Raw genomic sequence first — 22,584 nt, forward strand, 5'->3', positions numbered from 1 at the left:
ACATAACAAAAAAAGCCAGTTAAACTGGCTTTTACTTATTGCTGCTCTTGTTTGTTTTCTTCTTTAGCAGCTTCTTTTTCCTGCTCTTCTTTTAGCAATACTTTTCTAGATAAATTCACACGACCTTGCTTGTCAATCTCGATGACTTTAACTGTAATTATATCACCGATTTTTACAACGTCTTCCACTTTACCTACACGCTCAAGTGCAAGTTCAGAAATGTGAACTAATCCATCTTTACCGCTGAATAATTCAACGAAAGCACCGAATTTCTCAACACGTTTCACTTTTCCTTCGTAGATTTCACCTACTTGTACTTCGCGAACGATATCTTCGATAATTTTCTTAGCTTTGTCGTTCATTTCTTGATTTATTGAAGAAATGAATACTGTACCATCTTGCTCGATGTCAATCTTAACGCCAGTTTCTTCAATAATTTTATTGATTTGTTTACCGCTCGGTCCGATAACGTCACGGATTTTATCTGGGTTAATTGTCATTGTAATAATCTTTGGAGCGTACGCTGATAATTCAGTACGTGGCTCTGCAATAACAGATAACATATGATTTAGAATGTGCACACGACCAACTTTCGCTTGTTGTAATGCTTCTTCTAAAATTTCACGAGATAGACCATCAATTTTAATGTCCATTTGTAATGCAGTTACACCATGTGCTGTACCTGCTACTTTAAAGTCCATATCACCTAAATGATCTTCCATACCTTGAATATCAGATAAAATTGTGTAATGCTCACCAGTTTTAACTAGTCCCATTGCAATACCTGCAACTGGAGCTTTAAGTGGAACACCAGCATCCATCATTGCTAAAGTACTACCACAAATACTCGCTTGTGAAGTAGAACCATTTGATTCTAATACTTCAGATACAAGACGTACTGTGTATGGGAAATCTTTTTCAGATGGAATTACAGGCTCAAGAGCACGTTCTCCTAGTGCACCGTGACCGATTTCACGACGACCTGGTCCACGCATTGGTCTTGTTTCACCAACACTAAATGATGGGAAATTATAATGGTGCATAAAGCGTTTTGATTCTTCTACACCAAGGCCATCTAAAATTTGCACATCGCCTAATGCGCCTAATGTACAAATACTTAATGCTTGTGTTTGTCCACGTGTGAATAAACCAGAACCGTGTGTACGAGATAAAATGCCAACCTCTGATGCTAATGGACGGATTTCGTCACCTTTACGGCCATCTGGGCGGATTTTCTCAACTGTAATAAGACGACGTACTTCTTCTTTTACAATTTTATATAAAATCTCATTTACTTGTCCTAATGTATCAGCATCAGCTTCTTGCGCTTCGTAATGCTCAATTACACGCTTTTTCACTTCGTTAATTGCATCTTCACGTGCATGTTTCTCATGTACTTGAATTGCAGAATGCATATCCTTCTCAGCCATTTCACGTACAGCTTGGTTAAGATCAGCGTCAACTTCATAAAGTTTCACTTCTGATTTCTCTTTACCTACAGCTTGTACAATCTCTTCTTGGAATGCAATTAAACGTTTAATTTCGTCATGACCAAACATAATTGCTTCTAACATTGTTTCCTCAGGCACTTGATCTGCTCCTGCTTCAACCATGTTAATTGCATCTTTCGTACCAGCTACAACAAGGTGAATATCACTTTGTTCTTGCTGTTCTACTGTTGGGTTGATAACGAATTCGCCGTTAATACGACCAACTGTTGCACCCGCGATCGGACCTTCAAATGGAATGTCTGAAATCGATAACGCTAATGAAGAACCAAGCATAGCTGCCATTTCAGAAGAACAATCTTGATCAACACTCATTACGATGCTGACAACTTGTACTTCGTTACGGAAACCATCTGCGAAAAGTGGACGAATTGGACGGTCGATTAAACGACTTGCCAAAATTGCTTTTTCACTTGGACGACCTTCACGTTTAATGAAACCGCCAGGAATTTTTCCGACTGCATATAAACGCTCTTCATAGTTTACTGTAAGTGGGAAGAAATCTACATTTTTTGCTTCTTTTGATGCAGTTGCTGTAGATAGAACCGCTGTATCGCCATATCTTACTAATACTGCTCCGTTCGCTTGCTTTGCAAGCTGACCTGTTTCAACTGTTAGCTGGCGACCAGCTAAATCTATCGAGAAGACTTGCTTTTCTTGACTCATTTAAGTACCCCTCTCAATTTAAAGTATTCAATTCTTCTATGTAAATGGATAGTATATCACAATATTCTACCTCTAGTATTACCGAAAATGAAGTAAGCTATAAAGAGTAGAAGATATATTTTTACCTAACAAAAAAGCGGGAATATTCCCGCTTCTTTGACTATCGACGTAAGCCAAGCTTTGTGATTAATTCACGGTAACGTGTGATATCGCTATTACGAAGGTAAGTTAGTAAGTTACGACGTTTACCAACCATCTTTAATAGACCACGACGTGAATGATGATCTTTCTTGTGAGTACGTAAGTGCTCGTTTAGAGTGTTAATTTGCTCCGTTAGGACAGCAATTTGAACCTCTGGAGAACCAGTATCAGTCTCATGAGTTCTAAATTGTGCAATGATTTCATTTTTACGCTCTTGTGTTAAAGCCATCCTATTTCACCTCCTATTAATTAAACCCCCGATTACCTAGCAAGCGTCGGTGAGTCGCAATGCCAAGCAATGGTTGTCATAAAGTACATAACATAGAATACTACTTTTCATTTGAAAAAGCAAGTATATTATTTTCGTTCGCAAAATATTCTTGTGCTGTTTTCTTATCTTTTGCGATTTGTTCAACTAACTCATCGATGCCATTGAATTTCTTCTCTTCTCTTATACGCATATGCCACTCTACTGTAACATTTTGATCATATATGTCTTTGTTAAATTCAAATAAGTGCACTTCAATAGATAGTTGGCGCTCATCTTCTTTAAAGGTTGGTTTATATCCAATATTACATACACCATCGTACCATTCATCGTGAACTTTTAATCTCACTGCATAAACACCTACAGGTGGTAATAGATACTCATCACTTAAACCTACATTAGCTGTTGGGAAACCAATTTGACGTCCACGTTTATCACCGTGTACAACCGTTCCTCCTACTGTATATGCTCTACCTAAAATAGATGGAATTTGCTCCATTTCGCCATTTCGAATTAACTTTCGTAATGCCGTAGAACTTACTTTCTCTTCTTGAAATTCAACTTTTTCAATCACAGTCTGTGTAAACTCCCCTCTTGCATGAAATGGTAAAGTCTCCATCTTTCCTTTTCCTAAACGTCCATATGAATAATCAAACCCTGCTACTACATGCTTTACATTTAAACCAATAATATAATCATCTACAAATTGTTGTGGCAATAAGCCTGCAAATGATTCATCGAATTTAACAACATATAATATATCGATTCCTAAACTCTCGACTATTTTTTCTTTATCACACATTGGTGTAATATACTCCGCATGCGCTTCCTTTTTACCTAAAACAACAGATGGATGCGGATAAAATGTCATCACTGCACTTTTATATCCCTTTTCATCCGCTATTTGTTTCGCAGTTCGAATCACACATTGATGTCCTAAATGAATGCCATCAAAAAATCCTAATGCCATTACAGTAGGTGGTAATTCTAATTTATTTTGTTCATGTGGATGAGTTAAATGAATAAGTTTCACGCTTGAATTCACCTTTTTCTGTAATAATCCTTCCAATAATTCATTATAGCTTTAGTTCTTGATTATTCACAAGTACTTTCATCGGCTTTAGCATACCAGGGTGTTTTGGATGGTGCTCATAAATTGCAAGGCAACGATCGTTTTTATCAAACACTGTTATAAACGGCGCCGTTATTTGCAATTCATTTTTTAAGAACATACCATTTTTTATTTTTTCTGCTTGCTTTTCATCTACAACCATTTTCGGGAACTTACTTAATGCTTCATCAATTGAAATGAAGATAGACTCTACTGTTCCATTTTGCACGTTTTCTTCAATTTCTTCAAATGATATGCAATCTTCTAATACAAATTCACCTGAAGCCGTTCTTACAAGGTGAGACATATGTGATGGAAAACCAAGTTTTTCACCAATCATTACCGCTAACGTTCTTACATATGTCCCTTTACTACACGTTACACGGAAACGGAATGAAATATTTTCTCCTTCAAACACTTCACGTTCATCCAGTAATACAAATTCATGAATTGTAATTGTACGAACTGGACGTTCAACCTCTTGTCCTGCTCTTGCATATTCATATAATTTTTTTCCGTTAACTTTTACAGCCGAAAACATCGGAGGCATTTGCTCAATCGTACCTGTTAATGTCGCAAGAGCCTCTTCCACTTCTTTACGAGTAATAACACGGTCTACATGTTTCGTTTCCACAACTTCACCAGAAGCATCTTCAGTTGTTGTTGAAAACCCTAATGTCACTTCACCTTCATATGTTTTCGTCTCACTCGTTAAAAATTGTGCAATCTTTGTTGCTCGCCCAACACAAATCGGCAATACTCCTGTTACATCTGGATCTAATGTTCCTGTATGACCAATTCGTTTTTCACGCAATATCTTTCTTAATTTAAATACACAATCATGTGATGTCATGCCTTTTGGCTTATGTAATAATACTACACCTTCCATATATGTTCACCTCATCGTAATTCTTTCATAATCATTACCTAAAACTTATTTTACATTGAAAAAATGGATAGACAAATGTCTATCCATTATTCTTCACGTTTACCTTCTTTATTAATTTCATGTAAAAGTGTATCAATTCGATGACCATATCCAATAGATTCATCAAATTCAAAGGAAATTTCAGGTGTTTTACGAAGACGAATACGTTGGCCAATTTCTGAACGAATGAAGCCTTTTGCCTTCGCTAAACCTTTTAGTGTACTTTCTTTCTGTTCTTCATCACCTAAAACAGAAATATACACTGTAGCAATTTGTAAATCTCCACTCACTTGTACATCTGTTACAGTAACAAATCCGACACGTGGATCTTTAATTTTACGACTGATGATGTCGCCTAATTCTTTTTTCATTTGCTCGCCTACACGGTTTGCACGTAATTTCATAACTCTTCACCTCATTCAATACCATTCCAATTGTGTTATCGTACGTTCAATTTCAGGAAATGAATCGATGTACTCAAGTACACGATTCATTTCTTTTTCACAAATAACACGATTAGAGGATACAGAAACAATTGCAATTTCCGTACGTTGCCATACATCTTGATGCCCTACTTCTGAAACAGCTACGTTATAACGCTGCTTCACTCGAGTTAGCACCCGTTGCAAAATTGCTCGTTTCTCTTTTAAAGAATGCACATCGTAAATCATACACTCGAATGAGAGTGAAGCGATTATCATCGCTTCACTTCTTCCATAATGTATGCTTCAATAATGTCCCCTTCTTTAAGATCATTATATCGCTCAATTGTAATACCACACTCATAGTTTTGTGCAACTTCTTTTACGTCGTCTTTGAAACGTTTTAACGTATCAAGTTGTCCTTCGAAAATTACTACGCCATCACGGATAATACGCACGCCACTATCACGTGTAATTTTACCGTCTGTTACGTAACAACCTGCGATTGTTCCAACTTTTGTTACTTTAAACGTTTGACGTACTTCTGCTTGACCGATTACTTTTTCTTCGAATTCTGGATCTAGCATACCTTGCATCGCTGCTTCGATCTCTTCGATTACTTTATAAATAATGCGGTGTAAACGAATATCAACGTTCTCTAATTCAGCTGTACGCTTCGCATTTACATCTGGGCGTACGTTAAATCCAATTACAATTGCATTAGATGCAGAAGCTAAAATGATATCAGATTCTGTAATCGCACCTACGCCTGTATGGATAATTTTAACTTTAACACCTTCAACATCAATTTTACGAAGTGATGCTGCCATTGCTTCTACAGAACCTTGTACGTCCGCTTTCACAATTAAGTTAATTTCTTTTACATCGCCCTCTTGGATTTGTTGGAATAAATCTTCAAGGCTTAATTTAGATTTCTCACCACGTTGAGCAAGTAACGCTTCTTGTGCACGTGATTCACCGATTTGACGAGCTTTCTTCTCATCAGCGAATGCCATGAAACGGTCTCCCGCTTGTGGTACTTCGTTTAAACCTGTAATTTCAACAGGAGTTGATGGACCAGCAACTTTTACACGACGACCAATATCACTTACCATTGCACGAACACGTCCGAATGAAGTACCAACAACGATTGGGTCTCCAACTCGAAGCGTACCGTTTTGAACAAGTAATGTCGCGATAGTTCCTTTACCTTTATCAAGCTGTGCTTCAATTACAGTACCAGTTGCATAGCGGTTTGGATTTGCTTTATATTCTTCTACTTCACTCACAAGAAGAATCATTTCTAGTAAGTTGTCAATTCCTTCGCCTTGAATCGCTGAGATTGGTACGAAGATTGTATCTCCACCCCATGCTTCTGGAACTAATTCATATTCTGTTAGTTCTTGCATTACGCGATCAGGATTCGCAGCTGGTTTATCCATTTTATTCACAGCAACAATAATTGGTACTCCTGCTGCTTTCGCATGGTTAATTGCTTCAACTGTTTGTGGCATAACACCGTCATCAGCTGCAACAACAAGGATGGTAATATCCGTTACTTGTGCACCACGAGCACGCATCGTTGTAAACGCCGCGTGACCAGGTGTATCTAAGAATGTAATCTTCTTGTCATTTACTTCAACTTGGTATGCACCAATATGCTGAGTAATTCCACCTGCTTCGCCAGCAGTTACTTTAGAGTTACGGATAGAGTCAAGTAATGTTGTTTTACCATGGTCAACGTGTCCCATGATTGTAACTACAGCTGGACGCTCTTTTAAGTTCTCTTCATCATCTTGCTCATCGATGAATGTTTCAAACTCAGTCTCGCTGACAATTACTTCTTCTTCTACTTCAATACCGTAGTCGTTAGCAATTAACTCAATTGTGTCTTTATCTAAGTCTTGGTTAATTGTTGCCATAATTCCAAGCATGAAGAGCTTCTTAATAATTTCAGATGGCTCTTTGCTTAATTTCTTAGCAAGATCACCTACTGTAAGGCTTCCAGAGAAAGTAATTTTATCTGGTGTTTCTACAGTTTGTGTTTGTTGTCTTCCAGCAAAGTTCTCTTGACGCTTGTCTTCGTTTCCTTTGCCTTTTTTCTTTTTCTTATTGCTGTTCTTTTTACTACGAACAACTTTTTCTTCTACTTCAAACTCATCTGCAACAGAAGGTTTTTCAGCTTGATACTCATTATCTAATTTGTTTACTACTTCATCGTCTAACATTGTCATATGATTCGAAACCTCGATATTCATTTCTTTTAGTTTTGTCATAAGATCTTTACTTGAGATATTATGTTTTTTCGCATATTCATGCACTCGAATTTTACTCATACCTTCACCCCCGGTAATTTGTATCGAGCATGCTACGCAGCTTTTTCGCAAAGCCTTCATCTAACACAGCTACAACGACTCGCTCATCTCTCCCAATCGCATGCCCTAATTGTTGTCGATTTTCGACCTTTCTCATTGGTACGTTGTAGTACGTCGTTTTATCTGTGATACGCTTTGTAGTATTTACTGACGCATCCTCAGAGAGCAACACAAGTTTTGCCTTGCCACTTCGTACTTCCTTTAAAACGAGTTCTTCACCCGAAATAATTTTTCGAGCCCGGTTTGCTAGTCCTAAAAACGATTTCCAATCGGACACTTATTTCGACTCCTTCTCAACAAGCTCAAGAAGCTCTTCATAAAGAGAACTGTCGATTTTCGCTTTTAGATGATGTTCCAAAACATTTTTCTTTTGAGCTTGAAGAATGCTTTCTTTATCTTTTGATAAATAAGCACCTCGTCCTGATTTCTTTCCAGTTAAATCAATAGACACTTCTCCCTCTTTGGAACGAACAATGCGAACGAGCTCTCGTTTTGATTTCATTTCTTGCGTTGCAACACATTTTCGTAACGGAACTTTTCGATTGCTCATACTCATCACCTCTATTCGATTTCGTCTTCAACAGAATCGAATCCGAATGCGACTACGCTATCTTCTTCTGTTACAATACCAAGTTGTTTCGCATCAGACTCACTCTTAATATCAATTTTCCAACCTGTTAATTTAGCTGCAAGACGTGCATTTTGTCCACGTTTACCGATAGCTAATGACAGTTGGTGGTCTGGAACAACAACTGTTGTTGCTTTTTCTTCTTCATCTACAAGTACTTTCACAACTTGTGATGGGCTTAAAGCATTGGCAACATATTCTACTGGATCATTTGACCAGCGAACGATGTCAATCTTTTCACCTTTTAGTTCGTCTACAATGCGTTGTACACGTTGTCCTTTCGGTCCTACACAAGAACCTACTGGATCAACATCAATGTTCTCTGCATGTACAGAGATTTTAGAACGATCTCCTGCTTCACGTGCTACAGAACGAATTTCAACCGTTCCATCATAGATTTCAGGAACTTCCATTTCGAATAAACGTTTTAAAAGACCAGGATGTGTACGTGATACGTAAATTTGTGGTCCTTTTGTTGTTTTTTCTACTTTCGTAATGAATACGCGAATACGATCATGTGGTTTGTATTGTTCGTTTGGCATTTGCTCACTTACAGGTAATAAGGCTTCTACTTTTCCTAAGCTTACATAGATGAAACGAGCATCTTGACGTTGTACGATACCAACCATGATATCTTCTTCACGGTCACTAAACTCAGAGTAAATAACACCACGCTCAGCTTCACGCACTCGTTGTGTTACAACTTGTTTTGCAGTTTGTGCTGCAATACGACCGAAATCTTTTGGTGTTACTTCAATTTCTAGTACGTCACCATCTTGATAGTTTGGATTAATTTGTCTTGCTTCTTCAACAGAAATTTCAAGACGTGGATCAAACACATTATCAACAACGTCTTTACGTGCTAAAACTTGAATTGTTCCCACTTGTGGGTTAAAGCTCACACGAACGTTTTGTGCTTGGTTAAAATTGCGTTTATAAGCAGAGATTAACGCTGCTTCAATCGCATCAATAATAATATCTTTGCTAATTCCTTTTTCTGACTCTAATACGAGCAAGGCATCTAACAACTCAGTGCTCATGAAGATCCCCCTTCTAACTAAAACGTAACAGCAAGTCGCGCATTTGCAACTTTGTCCATTGGAATTTGGATTTCTTTTTTACGTGTTTTAATTGTTAATAATAGTGTAATTGTAGTACCATCGTAGGAAAGCATTTTTCCTTCAAACATCTTTTCACCATCAATCGGCTCATATGTTTTAATTGCCACTTGTTTTCCTACCGCTTGCTGGAAGTCTTTCTCTTTCTTTAATGGACGTTCTGCTCCAGGAGATGACACATCCAAAAAGTAAAGATGAGGAATTGGATCCTCTTTATCTAAAGCTTCGCTTAAACGTTCACTCACCGCACCGCATTCTTCAATGTCGACTCCCTTTTCAGAATCGATGAATACGCGTAAGAACCAGTCTTGTCCTTCTTTCACATACTCTACATCTACAAGCTCAAGATTTAACTCTTCAACGATTGGCTGCGCAAATGCTTCTACAACTTCTGTGACTTTCTTATCCATAAACAGCCTCCTTCCTGCCGCCATGTACCATTCACAAGAAAAGACCCCGTCCATAGAACGGTCTATCTTATTCTTTCTCGTTAGCTAACAAAAGCCCCTGCCGTTAAGCAGGGAATATCTGTCTTAGTATTACCAAATTTAAGAAGTAAAACTTGTAACAAAATATGTATATACGACAGAAATTTCTTACCTCTCCACATCAATAAAATGTAGATAGTAACACGAAAGAGTGGGTTTCCCCACTCTTCTTTTCACACAATATACATGACATGGTTATCTCGGTTAATAGTATACCATACCAAATGTTGATTTGCAAAGACTTTTCCTACCTATCAGAACAGCGATAACTGGTTTTGATCCGGCAAATCACCTAAACAACCTTGACTATCTAAATACTCAATAATTGTTTTCGAAACCTTACTACGCTGCTGCAAGTCTTCTTTTGATAAGAATTCTCCATTTTTACGTGCTTCCACAATACTTAAAGCTGCGTTTGTACCAAGACCAGGCACCGCATTAAATGGAGGGATTAATGAGTCTCCATCAATAATAAAATCTGTTGCATGTGAGCGATATAAATCCACCTTTTGGAATGAGTATCCACGCTCACACATTTCAAGTGTCATTTCTAGTACAGTCAATAAACTCTTCTCTTTCGGTGCTGCATCTAAACCTTTTTGCGCAATTTCATCAATTCTTGCACGTATAGATGCTGAACCTTTTGCCATCGCTTCTACGTCAAAGTCATCTGCACGAACCGTAAAGTATGCCGCATAGAATAAAAGCGCGAAATGCACTTTAAAGTATGCGATACGCACGGCCATAAGTACGTAAGCAGCCGCATGGGCTTTCGGGAACATGTACTTAATCTTCTTACATGAATCAATATACCAACCTGGTACATTATTACTTTTCATGTCCTCTTCCCATTCTTCTGGTACACCTTTACCTTTACGTACTGACTCCATGATTTTGAAGGCTAATGATGGGTCTAAACCTTGATAGATTAAATATACCATGATGTCATCACGACAACCGATAACTTCACTCAGCGTACATGTACCGTTATAAATTAACTCGTTTGCATTACCAAGCCATACGTCCGTACCATGTGATAATCCAGAAATTTGGACTAACTCTGAGAATGTCGTCGGTTTCGTCTCTTCTAACATCTGTCTTACGAATTTCGTACCAAACTCTGGTATACCAAGTGTACCTGTTTTACAGTTAATTTGTTCTTCCGTTACGCCTAACGATTCTGGCCCTGAGAAAATTTTCATTACTTCTGGATCATCCGTTGGGATTGTTTTTGGATCAATACCACTTAAATCTTGTAACATACGAATAACTGTCGGATCATCGTGTCCTAGTATATCAAGCTTCAGTAAATTATCATGAATAGAGTGGAAGTCAAAGTGTGTTGTTCTCCACTCAGCACCTATTGAATCTGCTGGATACTGTATTGGTGAGAAATCAAAAATGTCCATATAATCTGGCACAACGATAATACCACCTGGATGCTGCCCTGTTGTACGTTTTACACCAGTACATCCTGCTACTAAGCGGTCAATTTCTGCATTTCGAATTGTTAAGTTATGATCATTTGCATAACCCTTTACATATCCATAAGCAGTTTTTTCCGCAACTGTACCAATCGTTCCTGCACGATATACATAATCTTCACCGAATAGTACTTTCGTATAGTTATGGGCACGTGGTTGGTATTCCCCGGAGAAATTCAAATCGATATCGGGTACCTTATCTCCTTTAAATCCAAGGAACGTTTCAAACGGAATGTCATGTCCATCTTTTACATATGGAATATTACAAGTTGGACATTCTTTATCCGGTAAGTCAAAACCAGAACCTACAGAACCATCATTAAAGAATTCTGATTGCTTACACTTCGGACATACATAGTGTGGTGGTAATGGATTTACTTCTGTAATTTCCATCATCGTTGCAACGAATGATGAACCTACCGATCCACGCGAACCTACTAGATATCCGTCTACTAACGATTTTTTCACAAGCTTATGTGAAATTAAATAAATTACGGCGAATCCATGCCCGATGATACTTTTTAATTCTTTTTCTAAACGCGCTTCTACAATTTCAGGTAACTCTTCACCATAAATGCTACGCGCCATTTTATAACTCATATCACGCGTTTCATCATCTGCACCTTCAATTTTCGGTGTGTATAGATCATCTTTTACTGGATGAACATCGCCAATTAATGATGCAATCTTTTGTGTATTCGTTACGACAATTTCTTTCGCTACATCTTCACCTAAGAATGAGAAACACTCTAACATTTCATCGGTTGTACGGAAATGTACAGGTGGTAATGAATGTCGGTTTAACGGATTGGCTCCGCCCTGCGAACTAACTAAAATTTTGCGATACATTGCATCTTCTGGATCTAAGTAATGCACGTTTCCGGTAGCGACAACTGGTTTATCTAACGTCTCACCTAGTTTTACTAAGTTTGAAATAATTGTTTTTAATTGCCCCTCATCCCGAACAAGTTCACGCTCTACTAAATGACGTAACACTTCTGGTGGCATTACTTCAATGTAATCATAGAACTGCGCAATTTCTTCTACCTCTTCAGGAGCTTTTTGCATCATTGCCTCAAACACTTCACCTTTATCACAAGCCGTTCCTACTAAAATACCTTCACGATATTTTTTTAATAGTGATCTTGGTACTCGCGGTACACGGTAAAAGTAATTTAGATGAGAATATGAAACAAGTTTATATAAATTTTTCAATCCAACATCCGATGTAGCAAGTAATGTCATATGACTTGGACGCCCGCGCTTATATGCATCCCCTTGTCCCATACTATCGTTTAATTGATCGTGATATTCAAAACCTTTTTCAATTACATCTTTTAACATTTTCACTAGTAAGTATCCCGTTGCTTCTGTATCATAAATCGCACGGTGATGCTGAGTTAATTCAATGTCCATCTTTTTACATAATGTATTTAAACGATGATTTTTCATTTCTGGGAATAAGAATCGTGCAAGCTCTAACGTATCTATTACCGGATTTTTCGTTTTTTCTAAACCAGCTTTTTTAAATCCTACATTAATAAAGCCCATATCGAAGCTTGCGTTATGAGCAACAAGTGTATGGTCACCCATCCATTCCTCAAACTTTTTAAACACTTCGTCTACTTCTGGTGCGTCGGTCAACATATCATCTGTAATACCTGTTAACTCAATGATTGTTGCCGATAATGGTTGATGTGGATTTGCAAAAGATTCAAAGCGGTCAATAATTTCGCCACCTTTTACTTTTACGGCAGCTAACTCAATAACTGTATCATACACAGCTGATAAACCTGTCGTCTCAACGTCAAAAACAACATATGTTTCATCAGCCAGTAAACGATGTTCTTCATTATAAGCAATTGGTACTCCGTCATTCACTAAGTTTGCTTCCACACCATATATAACTTTAACTCCAGCCTTTTTCCCCGCAGAATATGCTTCCGGGAACGACTGAGCCACAGCATGGTCTGTAACCGCAATAGCCTCATGTCCCCATTTACCAGCTTGAGCAACAAGCTTAGAAACTGGAGTAACAGCATCCATTTGACTCATTGGAGTATGAAGATGAAGCTCTACTCTTTTTTCACCTTCTGGTGCTTTATCTTTACGAGACGGTCCTGTTATTTCATTAATATCATTTGCAATCATTACTAAATCTCGAACAAATGTATCATTTTGGACAGAACCACGAGCCTTCACCCACATTCCTTTCTTCAAGGATTGTAGCATTGGAATATCTTCTTTATCACGTGAGAACATTTTGATCATAATAGAATCTGTATAATCCGTTATTTTTAAAGTTAATAACGTACGTCCACTACGAAGTTCTTTTGTTTCCACATGGAAGACATATCCTTGAACTGTTTTTCTTCTTTCTTCATCTTGAATTTCTCGCATCGGTGTAATCTCTTCATCTGGCTTAATAAGATACCCAAGTGTAATCGGTCCTTCATACACAACGCTGCTTTCTTCAGCTTGCTTCTTTGCCATTTCTTCCATAGCTTGTATAACACGCTCACGGTCTTCTTGTTGCGTTTGCTCACGAAACTTTTGCATTTCTTCTGTATTTTGCTGTATATGTGTGTCTAACTGGAAACGTGGGAATCCGAAAGCCTCGTATTGATCTCCTACTGGTTTTGCAACGTTTTTCTTTAAAGCAGTAGATTCCAGCTCATTATTCACATTTATAAGTAACTTCACTCCATTCACCTGCGGAAGCTGCTTCTTTAAATAAGCAAACATAGGTGAAAATGTAATTCGTTCCGTACAAAGTGGCCAATACGCCCTCACTTCTTCTTCAGTAAATTGTTTATTCTCTGTTTCTAATGCAAATGTTGTTCTTGCAATATGAGAAAATGATTGCTTAAGCTTTGTTTCTAGCAATTCATATAATTCTGTAGGCAAAATACGTGGCACTTGTAAATTAAAATGCCAACTTTTATTCGCTTTATCGATAACGAGCCTTTCAATACCACCGCCTTGTAAATATTGATTTATAAGGTCGTCTGGTATTTGCAACTGCTGGAGCAAAATTTGAAATCGCTCTTTTTGTTCATTTGTTAAAGACATAAGCACTCTCCTTCCATTTGCTATTATAAATTGAAACGTACTACAAAGAAAGATTTCTCCCTTCTTCTTTTACAAAATACGTTTACAAAGAAAGAGAAGGTACCTCATTACGAGGTACCTCTTCCTATTTTAAAATATTAGCAATATATGTTTGAAGCTCTTCTACTTTTACTTCTTCAGACTCACCTGTAGCACGTACTTTCACTTCTACAATACCTTCGTCTGCTTTTTTACCAACTGTCACGCGAACTGGAAGGCCGAATAAATCAGCATCAGCAAATTTAACACCTGCACGTTCTGCACGATCATCTAGTAATACTTCATATCCTTGCTCTTGTAATGAGTTGTAGATATTTTCACCCATTTCACGTTGTGCATCAGACTTCATATTCACTGGAATTACATGCACATGGAACGGTGCTACAGCTTTTGGCCAAACTAAACCGTTCTCATCATTAAACTGCTCTGCAATTGCTGCCACTGTACGAGACACACCAATGCCGTAACAACCCATAATAAGCGGTTGTGTTTTTCCGTTTTCATCTAGGAATGTTGCGTTCATTGCTTCACTATAACGAGTTCCTAATTTAAATACATGACCAACTTCAATTCCGCGTGCGAAAAGAATTGTTCCGTTTCCGTCTGGAGATTGGTCTCCTTCTTGAATGAATCGTAAATCCGTATATTGACTTACTTTAAAGTCACGTTCTGGATTTACATTTACATAATGGAATCCTTCTTCGTTCGCTCCTGAACATCCGTTGACAATTGATGCTACAGCGTGATCAGCGATAATTTCGATATCACCATTTACACCAATCGGTCCTAATGAACCAACTTCACAATGTAATAATTCTTTTACTTCTTCATGAGAGGCAAGCTCAACAACTGAAGCACCGTATACATTTTTCACTTTTACATCGTTTACTTCATGATCACCACGAACAAGTACCACTACTAATTTCTCATCTACTTTAAATACCATAGACTTAATGCACTTGTCAGCTTCGATGTTTAAGAATGCAGATACTTCTTCAATTGCTTTTTGGTCTGGTGTTGCTACTTTTTCAAGCTCTTTTTCTGCTTCGTCACTCTTCGTATACGTAGCTACAACAGGAGCCATTTCGATGTTCGCTGCATAATCAGATGTATCAGAGTATGCAATTGTATCTTCACCAACATCAGATAATACCATAAATTCATGTGTATCTTTTCCGCCCATTGCTCCAGAATCAGCAATAACCGCACGGAAATTCAAACCACAACGAGCAAAAATGTTAGAGTATGCTTTGTATAAGCGATCGTATACTTCATCTAAGCTCTCTTGTGTAGCATGGAAAGAGTATGCATCTTTCATTAGAAACTCTCTTCCACGTAATAAACCGAAACGAGGTCTTTGTTCATCACGGAATTTTGTTTGAATTTGATATAATGTTAACGGTAATTTTTTATATGATTTCACTTCATCACGTACAAGATCCGTAATTACTTCTTCATGTGTCGCTCCTAATGCAAATTCACGAGCGTTACGATCTTTCATACGCATTAATTCAGATCCGTAAGAATACCAACGACCTGACTCTTGCCATAATTCTGCAGCTTGCATCGCTGGCATTAATAATTCTACAGCACCTGCGCGCTCCATTTCTTCTCGAACGATACGTTCTACTTTGTGTAGTACTTTTAATCCAAATGGTAGAAAACTATAAATACCAGAAGCATTTTGACGCATAAAACCTGCACGAAGTAATAACTGATGACTCTTAATCTCCGCATCAGCTGGAACTTCACGTAATGTAGGACTGAATACCATACTTTGTTTCATCTATTCGCACCTCTTCATTTTACTCTTACACGCAGGAAAACCCCTCACCTCGAGTTAGGTGAGGGATTTTATTCTACGAGCTCTATTTCATTATAAGTTTCACTTTATTTTACAAGAAAAACTTACGAATGTCATTCCAAGTTACAACTAACATAAGTAACATTAATAATGCAAAACCAATAAAGTGAACCATTCCTTCTTTTTGGCGATCAATTGGTTTCCCGCGCAATGCTTCAATTAAGAAGAAGAACAAACGTCCACCGTCTAAAGCAGGAACTGGTAGTAAATTAAATAAACCAAGGTTAATACTTAAAACGGCTGCTAAACTTAAAACACGCGTAAATCCATAATCTACAACTTGATCTGTTAGATTATAAATTCCTACTGGACCTGACAACTCATTAATAGAGAATTGACCAGTTACTAATTTCACAAGAGACTCAAAAATTAGTTTCGTCCATTGGTATGTTTGTTCAAAACCTGATTTAATAGAACCCATCACTGTTTTCTCTACAGGAGAGTAAACACCAATTCTACCAACTTCTTCTTTACCTTCTTTATCAAGCGTTGGCGTTACTTTCACATTAAACTGTTCACTATCACGCTTTACTTGTAACGTAATTTCTTTATTTGGATTTTCACGTACAATGGTAACAACATCTTTCCATGTACTTGTGTTTTTCCCATCAATAGCTTGAATTGTATCATTTTCTTTTAATCCAGCTTGCTCTGCTGCACTATTCTCCATCACTTTTCCGACCATTGGTTTGTCAACAGGAACACCTTGTACAAATCCAAGAATCACAAAAATAACAAATGCTAAAATGAAGTTCATTGCAGGGCCCGCAAAGATTGTTAACGCACGTTGTCCTAATTTCTTAGAGCCAAACTGCCTATTATACGGAGCAATTTGAATTTCTTCACCGGCAGTAATAATACGAGCCTTCTCGTTCACTCGGAATGTTTGAAGCTCTTCCTCGTACTCTTCATAACCCGAAATTGTTAAATTATGCTCTAAATCAGCTTGTTCGACTTCGATAACGCGAACATTGGGATACTTTTCATATCCTTCAAAAACTAATTTTGCAACTTCGTCTTTTGCATTTAATACAAGGCCAACCTTTTTCCCAGGCTTTAACTCAACTGTGTCTGCATCCTCGCCAGCCATTCTTACATAGCCACCAAGGGGCAGTAATCGAATCGTATACACCGTTTCATTCTTTTCAAATGAGAATATTTTCGGACCAAAACCAATCGCAAACTCGCGGCATAAAATACCTGCTCTTTTTGCGAAATATAGATGCCCTAGCTCATGGAAAAATACGAGTGCACCGAAAATTAATATAAAGGCAATCGCTGTATTCAATTCCATACCACCTTTGCTAAATTTGTTCCATCACAAACCGTCTTGTGGCTGCATCAATTTCCAGAATTTCCTCTAAGCTCGGACGCGCAATGACATTGTGATGGTTCATTGCTTTTTCAATGAGGTCTTCCACTGTTAAGAAACCAATTCTCTTTTGTAAAAAAGCTTCAACAGCTACTTCATTCGCTGCATTCATTACAGCTGGCATACTTCCACCTGCTTTTCCAGCTTCATACGCAAAACGTAGGCAACGGAAACGTTCTTGGTTCATCTTCTCAAAATGCAACGTTCCTATTTCCCATAAGTTTAACTGCTTTGTGTCTGAAAGAGGTAATCGATCAGGATATGTAAGCGCGTATTGAATTGGTACTCGCATATCAGGTGAGCCAAGCTGTGCCATCACACTACGATCTTCAAATTCAACCATAGAATGAATAATACTTTCTTTATGTAAAACAACATCGATTTGCTCATAAGGGATACCAAAAAGCCAATGTGCTTCAATTACTTCTAGCCCCTTATTCATCATTGTAGCAGAATCAATTGTAATTTTCGAACCCATTGACCAGTTTGGATGTCGAAGCGCATCTTCTACGGTCACATGATGCAATTCATCTCTCGTTTTATCACGGAAACTTCCACCAGAAGCCGTTATAATTAGTCGAGAAATTCTTTTTTCATTTTCACCATTCAAGCATTGAAAAATAGCTGAATGTTCACTGTCTACTGGAAGTAACGAAACATTATGTTTTCGCGCTGCTTCCATTACAAGATGCCCTGCAGTTACTAACGTTTCTTTGTTTGCAATTCCAATTGTTTTTTTCGCCTCAATTGCACGAAGTGTTGGTAACAACCCTACGCTACCTACAACAGCATTTACTACTATCTCCGCATCTGGATGTAATGCTACTTCTAAAAGTCCTTCACTACCATATACAATTTTTGTATTACCAGAGACAGCTTGTAATTTTAAAACATCTTCCTCTCTTTGCACAGAGACAATTTGCGGAGAAAATTCTTGAATGACCTTTACTGCATAGTCAATATTTTTCCCTACAGAAAAAGCAACGAGACGGAATTGGTCTGGGTGCGAGCGTAATACATCTAAAGTTTGTGTACCAATTGATCCGCTTGCACCTAATAAACTAATGTTTTTCATGACTCCAACCCCTCGTTCATTTATTAATTGTATTGTAATAAGAAGTAGAGAATTGGTAAAACGAATAACCAACTATCTGTTCGATCTAATATACCACCATGCCCAGGTAAAATTGTACCTGAATCTTTTACGCCATAATGACGTTTAAATGCAGATTGCACTAAATCACCAATTTGTCCAAAAATAGAAATGATAATTGTCAGCACAATTAAAATTACTACATTCGATTCCACTGGGAAAAACATGTTGTAAACAAGCGCCACAATAATTCCACAAACGATACCGCCTAATGAACCTTCAATCGTTTTATTTGGACTAATTTCTGGCCATAATTTTCTTTTTCCTAATGCTTTTCCTACGAAATATGCGCCTGAATCAGTAGCCCATATAACAAATAATGCGCAAAACACATATTTAATTCCTAAAATTCTCGTTTCATTCAAATATAAGAATCCCATTGCAACATATGTTGTCGCCATTAGTAAAAATGAAGCATTATCAAAAGTAAATGTATTCTTAGAAAGGACTGTATATGATAAAAGTAATAAAACAATCACAAATGTGATTTCTAATTTACCTAATCCAATCCAAGTAAACAGTTCTGATGCACTACTTGGAATTAAAATAATCCATAATAATACTGCAGCTAAAACTGTTGGTACTGAAATAAGCGTAAGCTTATTCATACGAATTAATTCATATAAACCTATAGAAGCAAGTGCATACACTAAAACCGTAAAAGGCACGCCACCGTAAATTACGATGGGAATGAATAGCGCGGCAGCAACCACTCCAGTAATAATTCTCTGTTTCACTACCAAACCCTCTCTTTCTACACGCCTCCGAATCTGCGCCCTCTATGTTGAAAGTCTGTAATCGCATTTAGCAAATGTTCCTCGGTAAAATCTGGCCAATACACATCTGTAAACCAAAATTCCGAATATGCAATTTGCCATAACATGAAATTACTAATACGTAGCTCTCCGCTCGTACGGATTAACAACTCTGGGTCAGGTAAAGAACTCGTCATTAAGTAGGAAGAAAGCATTTCTTCGCTTACATCTTCAACACGAACTTTTCCTTCCTCATGATCTTTCATCATATGTTGCACAGCAGAAACGATTTCATCTCGACTTCCATAGTTTAACGCGAAATTCAGAATTAATCCCGTATTCTCTTTCGTCTCTTCCATGGCCTTCTCCATCGCTCTGCGTGTATGCGTAGGAAGACGATCTTGTTGCCCTATTACTCGGACTTGTACGTTCTCTTCAATCAATTCTGGTAAAAATGTACCTAAAAATTCTTCTGGAAGCTTCATTAAATAATCAACTTCCTTTTTTGGTCTTTTCCAGTTCTCAGTTGAAAAAGCATAAAGAGTTAATACTTTTACATTAAGTTTGCTTGCAAATTTTGTGATTTTCTTTACAACTTGCATGCCTTCATGATGTCCCGCAATACGAGGCATCGCTCTCCTCTTTGCCCATCTTCCATTACCATCCATAATGATGGCAATATGTTCTGGGATGTATCCCTTTTTCACTTCTTCAACGAGATGATCAAACGATGTGTCCTTTTTGCCTTTAAAAAAAGGAAAGTTTTTAAACATCATTCATACCCTCCAGCAAGCAGACGTATGCCTAAAAGTGTAAAAAGACCCCCTTAAGAAGAGGGTCATATTTGCGAAAGTATCGCTATTACACTTCCATGATTTCTTTTTCTTTGTTTTTTGCGATTTCGTCAACTTTTGCAATATATTTATCTGTTTCTTTTTGGATATCTTCAGTATATCCTCTTAAATCATCTTCTGTAATCTCGCCAGCTTTTTCAAGCTTTTTAAGATCGTCGTTACCGTCACGACGTACGTTACGAACAGCAACTTTTGCTTCTTCAGCATATTTTTTCACAACTTTTACAAGATCACGACGACGCTCTTCTGTTAATGCAGGGAATGCAATACGAATTACAGTTCCATCATTAGAAGGGTTTAAGCCTAAATCTGCTTTTAAAATTGCTTTTTCGATATCACCGATAGAAGTTTTATCATAAGGTTGAATTACAAGTAAACGTGCTTCTGGAACTGTAATGTTCGCTAATTGCACAACTGGTGTTGGTGCACCATAGTAATCAACTTGTACTTTATCTAATACAGACGCGCTTGCACGGCCAGCACGAACTGTTGCTAATTCACGAGAATAAGCAGCAACTGCTTTTTCCATTTTTTCATTTGAAGACTTTAATACTTGTTGTCCCATATTTATTTCCCCCTTACAACTGTTCCGATATTTTCACCTAAAACGGCACGTTTAATATTACCTTTTTCCATAACTGAGAATACAATTAATGGAATATCATTATCCATACATAGAGAAGAAGCTGTAGAATCCATTACACCTAAACCTTCTTTTAATACATCTAAGTAAGTAAGCGTTTCGTATTTCGTAGCTGTTGGGTCAATAGATGGATCCGCATTATATACGCCATCTACATTGTTTTTCGCCATTAAAATTACGTCTGCTTCAATTTCTGCTGCACGTAATGCTGCTGTTGTATCTGTAGAGAAGTATGGATTACCTGTACCTGCTGCAAAGATAACAACACGTTTCTTCTCTAAGTGACGAACTGCTTTACGACGAATGTAAGGCTCTGCCACTTGACGCATCTCAATTGAAGTTTGTACGCGAGTTTGAATTCCGATATTCTCCAAGCTATCTTGAAGAGCTAATGAATTCATAACTGTCGCTAACATGCCCATGTAATCTGCTCCTGCACGATCCATGCCCATCTCACTTCCAATTTTCCCACGCCAAATGTTACCGCCACCAACAACAACAGCAACCTCTACATCAAGTTCTGCAATTTCTTTCACTTGTTCCGCAACTGATTTAATAACAGCTGGGTTAATTCCAAATCCTTGCTCGCCAGCTAAAGCTTCTCCACTCAGCTTTAAAACGACACGATTATATTTCGGTTTACTCATAATGAACCTCCAATTGCTTACATCTTTATTTTAAAAAAGGGAACACAATGTGTTCCCTAATCTGTATTAGTTACTACCTTTTACTTGGTTCATTACTTCTTCAGCAAAGTTGTCTTCGCGTTTTTCGATACCTTCACCAACAGCGTAGCGAACGAATCCTTTTAATGTTCCGCCTTTAGACTCAACGAACTGACGAACTTTCATATCAGGGTTTTTAACGAATGCTTGGTCAAGTAAGCAAATTTCTTCGAAGAATTTGCCAAGACGGCCTTCAACCATTTTTGCAACGATTTTTTCAGGCTTGCCTTCGTTTAATGCTTGTTGTGTTAATACTTGACGCTCATGCTCAACTTCTTCAGCTGTTACAGCATCGCGGTCGATGTATTTAGGGTTAACTGCAGCGATGTGCATTGCAACATCTTTAGCAGCCGCTTCATCAGTAGAACCTTCAAGAACTGTTAATACACCAATGCGTCCACCCATGTGTAGGTAAGCGCCGAATGCATCTGCATCAGTTTTTGATACGATTTCGAAACGACGAAGTGTAAGTTTTTCACCAATTTTAGCGATTGCTTCGTTGATGTGCTCTTCTACTTTTTTGCCGTTCTCCATTGTTTGAGCCATAGCTTCTTCAACGTTAGCTGGTTTGTTAGCTAATAAGTGAGCAGCTAATTCTTTAATTAATGTTTGGAAACCTTCGTTTTTCGCAACAAAATCAGTTTCAGAGTTTAATTCTAAGATTAAACCGTCGTTACCGTTTGTTTCGATGAAAGTTAAACCTTCAGCAGCGATGCGGTCTGCTTTTTTAGCAGCTTTCGCGATACCTTTTTCACGTAAGAAGTCAATTGCCTTCTCCATGTCGCCGTTAGTTTCTGTTAAAGCTTTTTTGCAGTCCATCATACCTGCGCCAGTTTTTTCACGTAATTCTTTTACCATTTGTGCAGTGATTGCCATACTTTTCATCCTCCTAAAATATGTATTTATACCT

At 37.8% G+C, this 22,584-nt stretch carries 20 protein-coding genes; all 20 read right to left on the reverse strand.

Going from position 1 to position 22,584, the window contains the following annotated elements:
- Positions 1-35 precede the first annotated feature (35 nt).
- The 20 genes from pnp to tsf all read right to left on the reverse strand — a co-directional run bounded on the left by pnp (position 36) and on the right by tsf (position 22,550).
- Entirely contained in the window at positions 36-2,174 is a 2,139-nt protein-coding gene (pnp, locus tag ACTFNE_RS00490) for a polyribonucleotide nucleotidyltransferase (RefSeq protein ID WP_270705094.1), read from the reverse strand.
- A gap of 160 nt (positions 2,175-2,334) precedes the next feature.
- On the reverse strand, positions 2,335-2,604 hold the full coding sequence (rpsO, locus tag ACTFNE_RS00495; RefSeq protein WP_001229392.1) for a 30S ribosomal protein S15: 270 nt from the start codon (positions 2,602-2,604) through the stop codon (positions 2,335-2,337).
- Between the two features lie 100 nt (positions 2,605-2,704).
- On the reverse strand, positions 2,705-3,676 hold the full coding sequence (gene ribF / locus ACTFNE_RS00500) for a bifunctional riboflavin kinase/FAD synthetase (protein ID WP_000766710.1): 972 nt from the start codon (positions 3,674-3,676) through the stop codon (positions 2,705-2,707).
- 43 nt (positions 3,677-3,719) lie between these two features.
- Positions 3,720-4,643 carry a tRNA pseudouridine(55) synthase TruB gene (truB, locus tag ACTFNE_RS00505; protein WP_046198505.1) on the reverse strand — a complete coding sequence of 308 codons (924 nt, stop codon included), beginning with the start codon at positions 4,641-4,643 and terminating at the stop codon, positions 3,720-3,722.
- An 86-nt stretch (positions 4,644-4,729) separates the two neighbouring features.
- Positions 4,730-5,086: a 30S ribosome-binding factor RbfA gene (rbfA, locus tag ACTFNE_RS00510; protein ID WP_000776443.1), complete on the reverse strand. Its 357-nt coding sequence runs from the start codon at positions 5,084-5,086 to the stop codon at positions 4,730-4,732.
- Positions 5,087-5,101: 15 nt separating this feature from the next.
- Entirely contained in the window at positions 5,102-5,383 is a 282-nt protein-coding gene (locus ACTFNE_RS00515) for a DUF503 domain-containing protein (protein WP_000582364.1), read from the reverse strand.
- Entirely contained in the window at positions 5,380-7,440 is a 2,061-nt protein-coding gene (infB, locus tag ACTFNE_RS00520; RefSeq protein WP_000036341.1) for a translation initiation factor IF-2, read from the reverse strand. Before infB ends, ACTFNE_RS00515 begins: the two co-directional genes overlap by 4 nt.
- Positions 7,441-7,444: 4 nt before the next feature.
- Positions 7,445-7,756: a YlxQ family RNA-binding protein gene (locus ACTFNE_RS00525; RefSeq protein ID WP_001286523.1), complete on the reverse strand. Its 312-nt coding sequence runs from the start codon at positions 7,754-7,756 to the stop codon at positions 7,445-7,447.
- Positions 7,757-8,029: an RNase P modulator RnpM gene (gene rnpM / locus ACTFNE_RS00530; protein WP_000071128.1), complete on the reverse strand. Its 273-nt coding sequence runs from the start codon at positions 8,027-8,029 to the stop codon at positions 7,757-7,759.
- 11 nt (positions 8,030-8,040) lie between these two features.
- Positions 8,041-9,147 carry a transcription termination factor NusA gene (gene nusA, locus ACTFNE_RS00535; RefSeq protein ID WP_000102609.1) on the reverse strand — a complete coding sequence of 369 codons (1,107 nt, stop codon included), beginning with the start codon at positions 9,145-9,147 and terminating at the stop codon, positions 8,041-8,043.
- A gap of 17 nt (positions 9,148-9,164) precedes the next feature.
- Positions 9,165-9,635: a ribosome maturation factor RimP gene (gene rimP, locus ACTFNE_RS00540; RefSeq protein WP_000359097.1), complete on the reverse strand. Its 471-nt coding sequence runs from the start codon at positions 9,633-9,635 to the stop codon at positions 9,165-9,167.
- 332 nt (positions 9,636-9,967) lie between these two features.
- Complete coding sequence (locus ACTFNE_RS00545) at positions 9,968-14,269, reverse strand: PolC-type DNA polymerase III (protein ID WP_270705095.1); 4,302 nt, start codon at positions 14,267-14,269, stop codon at positions 9,968-9,970.
- Positions 14,270-14,393: 124 nt separating this feature from the next.
- Complete coding sequence (locus ACTFNE_RS00550) at positions 14,394-16,094, reverse strand: proline--tRNA ligase (protein WP_270705096.1); 1,701 nt, start codon at positions 16,092-16,094, stop codon at positions 14,394-14,396.
- Between the two features lie 109 nt (positions 16,095-16,203).
- Positions 16,204-17,460: an RIP metalloprotease RseP gene (gene rseP, locus ACTFNE_RS00555; RefSeq protein WP_046198503.1), complete on the reverse strand. Its 1,257-nt coding sequence runs from the start codon at positions 17,458-17,460 to the stop codon at positions 16,204-16,206.
- A gap of 16 nt (positions 17,461-17,476) precedes the next feature.
- Entirely contained in the window at positions 17,477-18,619 is a 1,143-nt protein-coding gene (gene dxr / locus ACTFNE_RS00560) for a 1-deoxy-D-xylulose-5-phosphate reductoisomerase (RefSeq protein ID WP_000790359.1), read from the reverse strand.
- Between the two features lie 23 nt (positions 18,620-18,642).
- Positions 18,643-19,434: a phosphatidate cytidylyltransferase gene (gene cdsA / locus ACTFNE_RS00565; RefSeq protein WP_000813584.1), complete on the reverse strand. Its 792-nt coding sequence runs from the start codon at positions 19,432-19,434 to the stop codon at positions 18,643-18,645.
- Positions 19,435-19,451: 17 nt separating this feature from the next.
- Entirely contained in the window at positions 19,452-20,228 is a 777-nt protein-coding gene (gene uppS / locus ACTFNE_RS00570) for an isoprenyl transferase (RefSeq protein WP_046198502.1), read from the reverse strand.
- Between the two features lie 85 nt (positions 20,229-20,313).
- On the reverse strand, positions 20,314-20,871 hold the full coding sequence (gene frr / locus ACTFNE_RS00575) for a ribosome recycling factor (protein ID WP_000531503.1): 558 nt from the start codon (positions 20,869-20,871) through the stop codon (positions 20,314-20,316).
- Positions 20,872-20,873: 2 nt separating this feature from the next.
- Positions 20,874-21,596, reverse strand: a complete 723-nt coding sequence (gene pyrH / locus ACTFNE_RS00580) for a UMP kinase (protein ID WP_000042663.1) — start codon at positions 21,594-21,596, stop codon at positions 20,874-20,876.
- 66 nt (positions 21,597-21,662) lie between these two features.
- Complete coding sequence (gene tsf, locus ACTFNE_RS00585) at positions 21,663-22,550, reverse strand: translation elongation factor Ts (RefSeq protein WP_001018581.1); 888 nt, start codon at positions 22,548-22,550, stop codon at positions 21,663-21,665.
- Between the last annotated feature and the right edge of the window lie 34 nt (positions 22,551-22,584).

Source organism: Bacillus cereus group sp. MYBKT111-2, from assembly GCF_051915205.1.
GTDB classification, from domain to species: domain Bacteria; phylum Bacillota; class Bacilli; order Bacillales; family Bacillaceae_G; genus Bacillus_A; species Bacillus_A paranthracis.